Annotated in this window: 13 protein-coding genes (1 of these 13 only partly in view); 10 read left to right on the forward strand and 3 right to left on the reverse strand. The window is 39.2% G+C overall.

Going from position 1 to position 12,193, the window contains the following annotated elements; translation table 11 throughout:
- From IGK53_RS02115 to IGK53_RS02125, 3 genes are all read right to left on the reverse strand, one after another.
- On the reverse strand, positions 1–317 hold the 5' portion of the coding sequence (locus IGK53_RS02115) for an S-ribosylhomocysteine lyase (RefSeq protein WP_002289439.1). Its footprint begins 142 nt before the window's first position; the window shows 317 of its 459 coding nt (coding positions 1–317); the start codon lies at positions 315–317; the stop codon falls past the left edge of the window.
- Positions 318–488: 171 nt separating this feature from the next.
- Positions 489–1,634 carry a cystathionine gamma-synthase gene (locus IGK53_RS02120; protein WP_002292688.1) on the reverse strand — a complete coding sequence of 382 codons (1,146 nt, stop codon included), beginning with the start codon at positions 1,632–1,634 and terminating at the stop codon, positions 489–491.
- Between the two features lie 12 nt (positions 1,635–1,646).
- Positions 1,647–2,564: a PLP-dependent cysteine synthase family protein gene (locus IGK53_RS02125; protein WP_002292689.1), complete on the reverse strand. Its 918-nt coding sequence runs from the start codon at positions 2,562–2,564 to the stop codon at positions 1,647–1,649.
- 426 nt (positions 2,565–2,990) lie between these two features.
- Between IGK53_RS02125 and efp the strand changes: the two genes are divergently transcribed.
- The 10 genes from efp (at position 2,991) to IGK53_RS02175 (ending at position 12,192) form a co-directional block, all read left to right on the forward strand.
- Entirely contained in the window at positions 2,991–3,554 is a 564-nt protein-coding gene (gene efp, locus IGK53_RS02130; protein ID WP_002289434.1) for an elongation factor P, read from the forward strand.
- A 197-nt stretch (positions 3,555–3,751) separates the two neighbouring features.
- The gene (locus IGK53_RS02135) at positions 3,752–4,519 is read left to right on the forward strand and encodes a J domain-containing protein (RefSeq protein WP_002292693.1); all 768 of its coding nucleotides are present in this window, start codon (positions 3,752–3,754) and stop codon (positions 4,517–4,519) included.
- A gap of 127 nt (positions 4,520–4,646) precedes the next feature.
- Positions 4,647–5,570 carry an MBL fold metallo-hydrolase gene (locus IGK53_RS02140; protein ID WP_002329591.1) on the forward strand — a complete coding sequence of 308 codons (924 nt, stop codon included), beginning with the start codon at positions 4,647–4,649 and terminating at the stop codon, positions 5,568–5,570.
- Positions 5,548–6,543 carry an alkyl sulfatase dimerization domain-containing protein gene (locus tag IGK53_RS02145; protein WP_002329590.1) on the forward strand — a complete coding sequence of 332 codons (996 nt, stop codon included), beginning with the start codon at positions 5,548–5,550 and terminating at the stop codon, positions 6,541–6,543. The genes IGK53_RS02140 and IGK53_RS02145 overlap by 23 nt, the downstream gene beginning before the upstream one ends.
- A gap of 287 nt (positions 6,544–6,830) precedes the next feature.
- Complete coding sequence (lysA, locus tag IGK53_RS02150) at positions 6,831–8,090, forward strand: diaminopimelate decarboxylase (RefSeq protein ID WP_002291394.1); 1,260 nt, start codon at positions 6,831–6,833, stop codon at positions 8,088–8,090.
- Positions 8,077–8,877: a diaminopimelate epimerase gene (gene dapF / locus IGK53_RS02155; RefSeq protein ID WP_002291395.1), complete on the forward strand. Its 801-nt coding sequence runs from the start codon at positions 8,077–8,079 to the stop codon at positions 8,875–8,877. The genes lysA and dapF overlap by 14 nt, the downstream gene beginning before the upstream one ends.
- 2 nt (positions 8,878–8,879) lie before the next feature.
- Positions 8,880–9,761 (forward strand): 4-hydroxy-tetrahydrodipicolinate synthase, encoded by an 882-nt coding sequence (gene dapA, locus IGK53_RS02160; RefSeq protein WP_002291396.1) that lies wholly within the window; start codon positions 8,880–8,882, stop codon positions 9,759–9,761.
- Positions 9,758–10,474: a 4-hydroxy-tetrahydrodipicolinate reductase gene (gene dapB / locus IGK53_RS02165; RefSeq protein WP_002291397.1), complete on the forward strand. Its 717-nt coding sequence runs from the start codon at positions 9,758–9,760 to the stop codon at positions 10,472–10,474. Before dapA ends, dapB begins: the two co-directional genes overlap by 4 nt.
- 5 nt (positions 10,475–10,479) lie before the next feature.
- A complete protein-coding gene (dapD, locus tag IGK53_RS02170; RefSeq protein WP_002314500.1) occupies positions 10,480–11,175 on the forward strand; it encodes a 2,3,4,5-tetrahydropyridine-2,6-dicarboxylate N-acetyltransferase in 696 nt (231 codons plus the stop codon).
- 15 nt (positions 11,176–11,190) lie between these two features.
- Complete coding sequence (locus tag IGK53_RS02175) at positions 11,191–12,192, forward strand: aspartate-semialdehyde dehydrogenase (protein ID WP_002291401.1); 1,002 nt, start codon at positions 11,191–11,193, stop codon at positions 12,190–12,192.
- Position 12,193 lies beyond the last annotated feature (1 nt).

Genomic DNA, 12,193 nt, shown 5'->3' on the forward strand with positions numbered 1-12,193 from the left:
TTCATTGTTGCTTCCAGAACATCTAAAATATCTTCGTAACTTTCATGATTCAATACAGTCAAGTAAAATCCTGTTTGGCATCCCATTGGTGACCAGTCTACGATATAATCTGCATGATTACGGATTAGTTCAGCAGTCAAGTGTTCCAATGAATGCAGACTTGGCATATCCATGTGTTCTTTATTTGGTTGTTTAAAGCGGACGTCGTATTTAATGATGACATCGCCATGTGCACCTGTTTTTCGATCGGCTACACGTACATAAGGTGCTTTGACTTTTGTATGGTCAAGATTAAAACTTTCGACATTCATTCTCATTTGTAAGACTCCTATCTATTTGTTCATTTGTTTTGATGTTTTCCACTAAAGAATTATTTAGTGAAATTTACAAAAACGTCTTTCTACTTGATTCTAACACTTATCGTTTCCAAGGTGTAGCAATCTGAAATATTTTTTAGATTTTTCTGCTAAACCGTTTATGCGGACTTTCTAGTTCTTGATTGTGTCAAATGCCTGAGCTAAATCGTTTATGAGATCCTGACCATACTCAATTCCTACAGAAAGACGGATCAAGCCGTCCTTTATGCCAGCCTCTTCACGTTTTTCTTTTGGAATAGACGCATGAGTCATGACAGAGGGAATTTCTACTAAACTTTCTACGCCACCTAAACTTTCTGCTAAAGTAAATAGTTGGAGAGATTCAACAAAAGGAATAGCAGTTGCTTCATTTTTTAAAGTAAAAGAAACCATTCCGCTAAAGCCACTCATTTGTTGCTTAGCAATTCCATAAAGTTCATGATCGGGTAATCCTGGATAGTAGACCTTTTCTACTGCTGGATGAGAGAAAAGAAAATCAGCTACTGCAAAAGCATTTTTTTGATGTTCCTCCATACGAACACTTAGAGTCTTGATTCCACGCTGAAGTAACCAGCTATCTTGAGGACCAAGAACGGCACCGATAGCATTTTGATAAAATCCGATCTGCTCAGCCAGCTCTTTATGTCTAGTAGTCACTAGACCAGCTACTACATCGCTGTGTCCGCCTAGATATTTGGTGCCGCTGTGGACAACGATATCAGAACCAAGATCTAATGGTCTTTGAAAATAAGGAGTAGCAAATGTGTTGTCAGCAATAACTATCAATCCATGTCGATGAGCCAGAGTGGCACTTTTTTCTAAATCAGTAATCTTTAGAAGCGGATTGCTAGGTGTTTCAAGATAAAGTGCTTTTGTATTGGGTTGGATGGATTGTTCTATTTTATCAAGATTGCTCGTATCTATGATCGTGTACTCGAGACCATTTTTAGTAAGAACCTTGTCAAATAGACGGAATGTTCCTCCATAGACATCATCTCCTAATAAGATATGATCGCCAGCTTCAAAAAGAGAAAAAACGGCATGAATCCCAGAAAGACCAGAAGAAAAAGCGAATCCTCGAACACCCCCTTCCAAATCAGCAATCAGTTCTTCCAATGCAAAACGAGTAGGATTACCAGATCTTGAATATTCATATTGTTTAGGATGACCGACTCCATCTTGCCGATAAGTGGATGTTTGATAAATAGGTACACTGACAGCTCCTGTTGTGGAATCTTCACTGATGCCTCCGTGGATCAATTTTGTTTGAATGTGCATGTTTCTTTCCTCCTATAAGTAAATGTTTTTTGATAAATAGCGGTCTGCTGCGTCTGGAAAAATCGTAACGACACGATGACCAGGTGGTAAACGACGAATTTCTCTTAATGCTGCTGCAAAAGCCGCACCACTCGAACTTCCAACTAATAGTCCTTGTTCTCGTGCTAATTGCCTAGTATAGTTAAACCCTTCTATATCAGAGATTGTCTCGATCTGATCGATTGAAAGGGGAGAAAGAAACGGCGGAATGAATTCTACACCGATACCCTCAATTTCATGAGGGGCTGGATCTCCGCCATTTAACACAGAGCCCTCTGGTTCTACACCGATTATTCGAATGTCGGGATATTTTTCTTTCAAAAAGGTAGAAGTTCCAGCAAAGGTTCCACCGCTACCGATCCCCGCCACAAAACTATGGATATCTTCTTTGATTTCATGAAAGATTTCCGGTCCTAACGTATGATAGTAAGCAGCGGGGTTATCTTTATTTTCAAATTGAAGAGGCAGATAGCTGTTCGATATCTCTTCTGCAAGTTTTTTACTTTTGCTGATGGCACCGACGATTCCTTTCTCACTAGGAGAATGGATGATCTTTGCTCCCAATGCTTTCATCAATTGTTGTTTTTCTAAGCTGAACTTCTCTGGAACAACAAAAATCGTTCTTAACCGATGTGTGAGTGCGGCCAGAGCAATCCCAATCCCTGTGTTTCCGGCAGTCGGTTCGATGATCGTCGTTTTTTCATTGATTTTTCCTTGGGCAAGTCCTTCTTTGATCAAATAACTGCCCAATCGATCTTTGATACTTCCTCCTGGATTTAAATATTCCAGTTTTGCATAAATAGCAGAACCTTTAGGCATAGAATAGTGCTGATTGTCAAAGCGATAAAGCGGTGTAGAACCAATAGCTTCTGTAATTGTCGAGATAATCATATGGACCTCCTAAAAAAGATAATAAAAAAAGGAGCTGACTATTAAATCAGCTCCTTGAAAGACATAGAGAAAAATTGAGTAGACAAAAAGGTAAGTTACCTGGTACTCATTCTATGAAGGGCAATTAATAGACATGACAAATAGTATGCTGCTTTTACGCACCATACAACAGCAACGATTCCATTGTTTTTGGTTGCTGACTGTCATGTGTATCCCTCCAAGTAAAATTTTTATTAACGATAGCATGAAAAAAAATAAAAGTCAAATGCTTGAAAGGAAAAATTTTTTGATAGTATCGTTTACCCGTATTTACTTTTTTTGTCAAATAGTCATGAAACCTTAAAAGATAGAGAATACTCTAGTTTTCTGACCGGTTGTCTGATACAATAAAGTTGATTATGATAAAGAAAAGAAGGAGCAAAAATAATGATCTCAGCAAGTGATTTAAGAGCCGGTATGACATTCGTTCAAGACGGTAAATTGATTAAAGTTCTGGATGCAAGCCACCATAAACCTGGTAAAGGAAATACAGTTATGCGTATGAAACTGAAAGATGTCCGTTCAGGCGCAACATACGATACAACGTTCAGACCAGAAGAAAAATTTGAAAAAGCACATATCGACACAAAACCTGTGCAATATTTGTACACGATGGACGATACAGCTTTCTTCATGGATTTGGAAACATATGAACAATATGAAATTCCTGTAGAAACAGTAGAAGAAGAAATGAAATATATCCTAGAAAACATGGAAGTAAAAATCCAATTCTTCGGTAGCGAAGTTATCGGTGTTCAATTACCAACAACTGTCGTGTTGCGTGTCGTGGAAACACAACCTTCAATCAAAGGTGCAACAGTTACTGGTTCAGGTAAACCAGCGACAATGGAAACTGGCTTAGTGGTCAATGTTCCTGACTTCATCGAAACAGATGAATTATTGGAAATCAATACAGCAGAAGGTTCTTATGTAAAACGTGCGTCAAAATAATGAGCTGACGAATTGATAAGAAGTTGAAAAACATAGCTTGGCCTCTTGAAAAGTGGATCATCCGATCTGCCTTTCAAGAGGTTTTTTGTAGAATCAGCCGATTGAAAAATAAAAAAGTATTTGTTTTATTTACACTTTGAAATACAATTTAATTGAAAGATGTGATCTGTCGAATATTTTGAAAGAGAGGAATCTTTATGGGATTCATCCTATTACTGTTTTTTTATCTTTTGATTTTTTTGTTGTGGGCAATAATTGTAACGCTTGCATTTCCAGAAGTGGCTTTGTACATAATTGTTGTTTTGTTTTCGATGTTCCTTCCGAATGAAATAGGTGGGCGATATATTGAATTATTGGAATTTTTTCAGCCTATCATCCATTATTTTCAACGATTTACAGAAGCGCATCTATCTGTAAAATTATTTATTCTTTTAAGCATTCCACTGAGTTACCTGCTGTTGTCTAGTCTATTACAATTTTATGGTATTTATCCATTGCAGATCATAGGATCATGTATGACGATCATTACTGTTTTTTATTTATTAAATGTTATTTTTCAATTAGCTTTGATTTGGAATATTTTGTTGACAGTTCCGATCTCTCTCGTAGCAATTGGTATCCGTTTAGTTGTTTATCATTCTTTGAATAAGTATTTTCGTAAGTGTACGTATTTATTCACTTTTTTACTCAAAGAAAAAAATGAAAAGAAAGATACTTCTGATCATACGCAACAATCATCTGATCAAAATAGGAACAACGAAAAAACTTCTTTAGTAATCAACGAGCCTTTTGAACTGGAAGCTTATTTTAGGCTGATCTTAGGTGTAGATGAACAGGCAACAAAAGAAGAGATCAAACATGCCTATCGACAAAAAGTCATGAAGTATCATCCAGATAAATCCGTAGAAGAAAATGCGAAAGAAAAGTACGAAGAGATTATCGAAGCCTATAAATATTTGAAATAGTTTCAAATTGCCATGTTTCCTTTTATTTTCCTACTGCTTGTATAACCAAGACAGCGTTTTCTTTCTCTTTATATTAAAATAATATTATAATTAAATTAGTTTAAAAAGAGAAAACGGAGGCTGAATAATGGAGAAGCATACGACGAAAGAGACACAGAAAGAAAATAGCAACGTAAAAAAACAATTGAACTTTGCGGATAATCATGAATTTATGTTAGCTAGCCAGAATTGTGTCGCTCCCTTTAACCATTTAGAGATTATTCAAGACGGAAAAGTTATATGGAGCCAGAAAGCTTATGCATTTTTAGAAGAGGAATGTCCAAACTGTGCGAATCCAAGTCTTTGGGAAAATGCGCGATGTAACCATCAAACGGGTCTCTTTCGTGTCACTGAGCAAATCTTTCAGTTACGGGGATTTGATATGGCCAACCTCACACTGGTTCTTACTCCAAACAATAAATGGATTGTCTTTGATACATTGATGAGTATCGAATGTTCAAGAGCAGCGATTGAGTTTGCGGATCGCTGGTTTAATGAAAACGGGTATCCAGAAGTGGAGGGGAATCTTGCAGGAATCATTATCAGTCATTCCCATGTCGATCATTTTGGTGGCATACGCGGTTTGTTTAAAGACTTCAAAGTAGATCCTTCTGTTCCGATTTATGTACCTGAAGGATTTACGGAAGCTGCTATTTCTGAGAACCTTATGGTAGGGAAGGCCATGGGAAGAAGAGCAGTCTTTCAATATGGCTCTTCCTTAGAAAAAAGTCCATTTGGTTCCTTATCTGTTGGGATTGGACAAGGACAATCTACAGGCACGATCAGTTTTGAGCTTCCTACTTGTGAGATCACTGAAAATAAAATAATCGCTATCGATGGATTAGATCTGGATTTCCAATTGACCCCTGGCACAGAAGCCCCTGCCGAAATGAATACGTATATTCCAGCATATCAAGCGCTTTGGATGGCAGAAAACTGCACTTGTACGATGCATAATCTTTATACTCTGCGAGGGGCACAGATACGAGATGGAAAAAGCTGGTCGAGATAACCTTATCGAGGCACAACGGCGCTATGGACCAAAAGCAAAAGTATTGTTCCATGCGCATACTTGGCCGCGGTACGCCACTGAGGAGGAACCAGATGCTATTAACAGGTATTTACTAGACCAAGCACGGTTATATAAAGGAATTCATGATGAATCACTTAAAGCTGTCAATGCCGGGTATACCATAAACGAATTAGCAGAACAAGTCGCTTTGCCAGAAGAGCTGACAAACCAGTGGTATCTAAGACCATATTACGGAACGATTGCTCATAATAGCAAGGCGGTTTATCAAAAGTATATCGGTTGGTATGATTCAAATCCGGTGAATTTAAATCCGCTTCCTCCTGAACGGGAAGCGAAACAAATGGTAAAGTACATGGGTGGAGCAGAGGCCATCTTAGAAAAAGCACATGAAGATTATGAAAAAGGAAATTATCAATGGGCGGCAAAAGTTACGAATTTGGTCATTTACGCAGATCCTGAAAATAAAGAGGCAAGAGCGCTTTGCCGACGATCGTTGACACAATTGGGGTATCAATCGGAATCTGGGGCTTGGCGAAATGAGTACTTGACTGGAGCACTGGAATTAAAGGAAGATGTGGACTTGTTTTCAATTGAATCGGCTGATTCGTCAGAGTTATCGGCACAGATGAATGGAGAAATGTTGCTGGATTATTTAAGCATCCATACTATCTCGACCAAAAAACAACAGACGGGCATGGTAAAGTTCACAGATGATTGGCAACTTTCAAATGGTCAAATCCATTCATTGACAACGACTTATTTCATCGATTACTGGCAAGGAATTTTGACTTATTATCCTATTTCTTCAGACAAAGAGGAGGTCACGCTCATTTATGAAGGAAAAAGATTAGCATTCCTCCAGCAAATGCTTGATTCCTCGGGTGAACCACGAAACTGGTCCATGCTTTTTAAAGCAGATACAAACAACTATTTCAATATCATGGAACCGTGAAAATAGTTGAAATAACTCATAAATTTAAGATATCCGAACGATATGGAAGTAAAAAGGGTTTATCATCGCTAAACAGCGATAAACCTCTGCTGGTATGCAGGAATATTCTTCTGATAGTTCGGATATTTTATTTTTTGTACCCATTTTTATTTTTGTTTTAAAAAAATGTTTCGAAATATACTAGACAATTCAGAAAATTTTGTATAATATTATTCCAATAAAATTCAAATCTTTATCAAATGAAATTCCAATAAAAACGGAAAAAATGTGAAAAGAGGAATGAAAAAATGACAGAATTGATAATTGGCGGAGTCACAGCAAGCACATTAGCAGAAAAGTATCAGACACCTCTGTATGTGTATGACGAAGAAAAGATGAGACAAACGATGCTGTCATTCAAGCGAGGCTTTGTATCGAAGCATTTTGATACAAAAGTGCTTTACGCCTCTAAAGCATTCCAAACGATTGAGATGCTACGTTTAGTCCATGAATATGGATTTGGGCTGGATGTTGTCAGCGGTGGGGAAATCTATACCGCTTTGCAAGCTGATTTTCCTAGAGATGCTATTTATTTCCATGGTAATAACAAGACCCCAGAAGAACTGATCTATGCACTTGAAAATGAGTTGTTGCATGTTGTTGCCGATAATTTGATGGAAGTCGAGTTATTAGAAGAATTAAGCCAACGCTATTCTAAAAAAGTCGATGTCATGCTTCGGTTGAATGTCGGTGTAGAAGCCCATACTCATGAATATATCGTCACTGCACATATTGATTCAAAATTCGGCATGAGCTATGAAAGTAAAGAGTGTCAGCAAGCTCTCCAATTGATAAAAGAAAGCAGCTATCTAGAGTTAGAAGGTTTTCATGCCCATATTGGGTCACAAATTTTTGATGTTACTGCTTGGCTAGCTGAAATCGACAAATTGACGAGTTACTTAACCGATTTTGAGCAACCACTTTCCTTGAATCTCGGGGGAGGATTCGGGATTCGTTATACACAAAATGATCAGCCAATCCCAATCGAAGAGGCACTAAAAAAGCTGATTGAATATACGGAAGAAGCTTTGGACAAACGAAAACTGACGATTCGTCAACTACTGATCGAACCAGGAAGAAGTATTGTTGGGGAAGCTGGTACAACACTATACACGATTGGCTTCATCAAAAAGACACCACATAAAAAATATTACTTTGTAGATGGCGGGATGACAGATAATATCCGCCCAGCTCTGTATCAGGCAGCATACGATTGTGATTTAGCAGAAAAATTGTCGGAAGAAAAAACAGAAAAAGTGACGATTGCAGGAAAAATGTGTGAATCAGGAGATGTGGTAATCAAAGAAACTTATTTGCCGAAAGCAAAATCAGGTGATCTTTTAGCTGTTTATTCCACGGGGGCTTACGGATACTCAATGAGCAGCAACTACAATCGAGCGACACGACCAGCAGTTGTTTTTGTCAATAATGGTCAATCAAGACTGGTTGTTCGCAGACAAGCATTTTCTGATCTACTAAGGGGGGAAGTTTCTTATGATCCTTCATAAATATAATGGCTGTGGAAATGATTTTATCTTATTAGATTACACAGAGGATACGAATTATAGTCAATTAGCCGCTTCTTTATGCGCAAAAGAAAAATATGACACAGACGGATTGATCGCCGTAAAAACCGATCCGTTGGAAATGATCTATTACAACAAAGATGGTAGCCGTGCCCCTATGTGCGGAAATGGTATTCGCTGTTTTGCTCGATATGTGAATGATCAAAATAGGATGGATGAACAGGAATTCAACGTAGAGACGTTAGCAGGCACAAGAAAAATTACGGTGTTGGATCCCTCACCTTTTTATTGCAGCGTAGATATGGGAGTGCCAGATGATTCTCCAGAAAAAATCAAAGCTGCACAATCTTATCCAATAAAAAACCAGGAAATAGAAATTGGTGGCGAAAAAGTAACGATCACTAGTTTATTTTTAGGGACGATCCATACCGTTGTTTTTGTTGAAAATGCGCGTGAGGAAGTTTGGAAAAAAAGAGGCGAACTGATCTGTCATCATCCTTTATTCAAAGAAAAAACCAATGTCAACTTTGTAGAAGTAGTCAATGAACAAGAATTGACCGTCCGTACCTATGAAAGAGGAGTAGGTTGGACACTTGCTTGCGGTACAGGTTGCTGTGCCTCTTATGCGGTTGCGAAGGAAACTGGGAAGATTTCAGCAGATCAGGTAGTCGTTCACTTGGAACAAGGAGACTTGATGATCTCTGGTGAGGATACGATACAAATGGCTGGTCCAGCAGTTCATGAATGGACAAGAATATTGGAGGAATGAAGATGATAAAAGGTTCGATCGTGGCGCTGATCACGCCGATGAATGAAGAGGGATCAGTAGATTATGCTGGTTTGGAAAAATTGATCCAATTCCATTTAGATGAACAAACAGACGGATTATTAGTTTTGGGTACAACAGGAGAATCTTCTACACTCACACAATCTGAGGAGGAGAAGATCCTTCAACTGACAGTAAAGAAAGTGGCTGGCCGTGTGCCGGTGATTGCAGGAGCTGGAACGAATAATACGAAAGAAACGATTGAAAAAGCGAAGCATTTTGCTTCTTTGGGCGCAGATGCACTTTTGGTCATCACTCCTTACTACAACAAAACAAGTGATGCAGGATTAGCTGCTCATTTCACAGCAATTGCAGAAGCTTCACCAATTCCGCTTATTTTATATAATGTCCCTTCTAGAACAGGCATGTCGATTCCAATCCATGTACTAGTAGATTTAGCAGAACATCCTAATATCATTGGTTTGAAAGAAGCCTCAGGAGATATGGCTTATGTGATGGATGCCGCTCGATTGATTAGCGAAAAATTCAGCCTTTACAGCGGAAATGATGATTTGATCCTGCCAGTAATGAGTGTAGGAGGGAGCGGTGTAATCAGTGTATGGGCAAATATCCAGCCTAAAATAGTCCATGAGTTAGTAAAAGATATGATGGACGGAAGATGGCAGCAAGCAAAAGAAAAACAATTAAATGCACTTGAGCTGATCCATGCCTTGTTCAGTGAGACCAATCCTATTCCTGTCAAAGCAGCTATGTCATTATTAAATTTACCTTCAGGACCTCTACGCCTGCCTTTAGTGTCCCTTTCGGAAGAGAAAAAGAAACAATTAGCTCAGCTTTTGCTAAGGGAAAGGACGGTTGAAAAATGAAAATCGGACTGATTGGCAGTGGACAGATGGGGAATAGAGTCGAAGAAGTTGCACAAGAAAGAGAAGACACGGTCCTTCTTTTACGGACGGCACCTAAAGAAGCAACTACACTTGCTTTTACGGAACTGCCAGAACTGCTTATTGATTTTTCTCATCCAGATAATTTAGAGATGATCCTTTCGTATAGCTTGTCTTATCAACTTCCGTTAGTCATTGGCACGACAGGTTATACACAATCACAGTTCCAAGAAATGGAAGAACATGCCAAGCAGGTACCTGTGATGTATAGTGCTAATTTTTCGTTAGGCATCATGGTGATGAACCAACTGATCAAGCAAGCAGCTGCAATGTTGCAAGGCTGGCAGATCGAACTGATTGAAAAACATCATAGTCGTAAAAAAGATGCACCATCTGGTACCGCGAATATGCTTCTTCAAACAATCCAAGAAGTACAAAAGCTTCAGCCTGTATACAACTGGCAAGGACAAAAAAGAGAAGAAAATCAAATTGGTGTACACAGTATTCGTGCAGGTTCTTTACCTGGTGAACATGAGGTAATGTTTGCAGCTCCCGATGAAGTATTTACGGTCAAACATGAATCTTTTTCTAATCGAATCTTTGCTGCAGGTGCAGTAGAAGCAGCGGACTGGTTGAAAAATCAGCCACCAGGTTATTACAAATTAGAAGATTTATTAATGGATAAAGGGGTGTAAGAAACGTGGAAGCTCAAGAAATCATCCGCTACATTCAAACGGCATCTAAAAAGACGCCTGTGAAAGTCTATCTGAATGTAACCGAGCCAATCAAATTTAAAGACAGCAAAGTTTTTGGTGAAGGAAACAGCTTCGTTGTTTTTGGTGACTACGAGTCGATTGCTCCGGTTTTAGAAGCTGAAGCGGAAAAAATCATTGAAATCGAAATCGAAACTGCTGCAAGATACAGTGCAGTTCCTTTGCTGGATATCAAAAAAATTAATGCCCGTATCGAACCAGGTGCTATTATCAGAGATCAAGTGTCCATCGGCAACAATGCCGTGATCATGATGGGAGCGATTATCAATATCGGTGCAGTAATCGGTGAAAACACGATGATTGATATGGGTGCTGTCTTAGGTGGACGAGCGACAGTGGGCAAAAACTGCCATATTGGTGCAGGAGCTGTCTTAGCGGGTGTAATCGAACCCGCATCGGCTAAACCGGTTATCGTAGAAGATGGCGTGCTGGTAGGTGCGAATGCAGTGATTGTTGAAGGTGTCCATATCGGAAAAGATGCAGTCGTGGCAGCAGGAGCAGTGGTTTTAGAAGATGTGGCAGCAGGCACTGTTGTCGGTGGAATACCTGCACGTGTCTTGAAAATAAGTGATGATCAGACAAAAGAAAATACAGCATTGATTGCTGCGTTACGCGAATTATAGAGGAGATGGAGAAAAATGCGCGAAATAGATACCTGTATTGTGGGGGCAACCGGATTAGTCGGACAAACGATGCTCAAAGTGTTAGAAGAATATGATTTTCCAGTAGGACAATTGAAATTATTAGCGTCAAAACGTTCAGCTGGCAAAGTTTGTGTATTCAAGGGGAAGAAACACACTGTACAGGAATTGACAGAAACTTCATTTGAAGGATATGATTTAGCGCTATTTTCTGCAGGTGCTTCTGTATCCAAAGAGTTTGCGCCAATCGCAAGAAGTCAAGGATTATTTGTTATAGATAATTCCTCGGCATGGCGAGAAGATTCGGATATTCCATTGATCGTTCCAGAGGTCAATCTTGAAGACTATACATTGAATCGGCTGATTGCGAATCCAAATTGTTCAACCATTCAAGCGGTACTACCGCTTAAAGCTTTACAAGAAGCCTTTGGAATCCAACGAGTCAATTATTCGACCTATCAAGCAGTTTCTGGTTCTGGACAGAAAGGTATCCAAGATCTTTACCGCACGCAAAATGACGAGGAACCAGCTTTGTATCCTTATAATATTAGTCAAACGGTGATTCCAGAAATCGATCAGCCTTTGGAAAACGGCTATACCAAAGAAGAACAGAAAATGATAAATGAGACCCGTAAGATTCTGCATCAGCCTGATTTGCCAGTATCAGCAACCTGTGTACGTGTGCCAATCGAGAATGGACACGGAGTCTCGGTGGCCGTTCAGTTGCAAAAAGAGTTTACGATTGAAGAAGTTAAAGAGTGTCTCAGTCAGTTTCCAGGAATCCAATTAGAAGATGATCTAGCAGCACATAAATATCCAACGAGCATTCTTGCTAGAGGAACAGATACGGTTTATGCTGGGAGGATCAGAAAAGACACCTCTTTAGAGAACGGACTGTTGTTCTATACAACTGCCGATAACATACGCAAAGGAGCCGCTGCGAATGCCGTACAGATTGCTGCAGCTTTAATGCAGAAAATAGCGGAGGTGGCAAGATGAG

Origin of the sequence: Enterococcus sp. DIV1224, from assembly GCF_050555455.1 — a bacterium.
Lineage (GTDB): Bacteria > Bacillota > Bacilli > Lactobacillales > Enterococcaceae > Enterococcus_B > Enterococcus_B lactis.

What these genes read in the sequence shown, in the direction of transcription:
- IGK53_RS02175 (WP_002291401.1), top strand. Translation starts at nt 11,191, where the DNA reads ATGCGCGAAATAGATACCTGTATTGTGGGGGCAACCGGATTAGTCGGA.
- IGK53_RS02140 (WP_002329591.1), top strand. Translation starts at nt 4,647, where the DNA reads ATGGAGAAGCATACGACGAAAGAGACACAGAAAGAAAATAGCAACGTA.
- dapB (WP_002291397.1), top strand. Translation starts at nt 9,758, where the DNA reads ATGAAAATCGGACTGATTGGCAGTGGACAGATGGGGAATAGAGTCGAA.
- IGK53_RS02125 (WP_002292689.1), bottom strand. Translation starts at nt 2,564, where the DNA reads ATGATTATCTCGACAATTACAGAAGCTATTGGTTCTACACCGCTTTAT.
- lysA (WP_002291394.1), top strand. Translation starts at nt 6,831, where the DNA reads ATGACAGAATTGATAATTGGCGGAGTCACAGCAAGCACATTAGCAGAA.
- efp (WP_002289434.1), top strand. Translation starts at nt 2,991, where the DNA reads ATGATCTCAGCAAGTGATTTAAGAGCCGGTATGACATTCGTTCAAGAC.
- dapF (WP_002291395.1), top strand. Translation starts at nt 8,077, where the DNA reads ATGATCCTTCATAAATATAATGGCTGTGGAAATGATTTTATCTTATTA.
- IGK53_RS02135 (WP_002292693.1), top strand. Translation starts at nt 3,752, where the DNA reads ATGGGATTCATCCTATTACTGTTTTTTTATCTTTTGATTTTTTTGTTG.
- IGK53_RS02120 (WP_002292688.1), bottom strand. Translation starts at nt 1,634, where the DNA reads ATGCACATTCAAACAAAATTGATCCACGGAGGCATCAGTGAAGATTCC.
- dapA (WP_002291396.1), top strand. Translation starts at nt 8,880, where the DNA reads ATGATAAAAGGTTCGATCGTGGCGCTGATCACGCCGATGAATGAAGAG.
- IGK53_RS02145 (WP_002329590.1), top strand. Translation starts at nt 5,548, where the DNA reads ATGGAAAAAGCTGGTCGAGATAACCTTATCGAGGCACAACGGCGCTAT.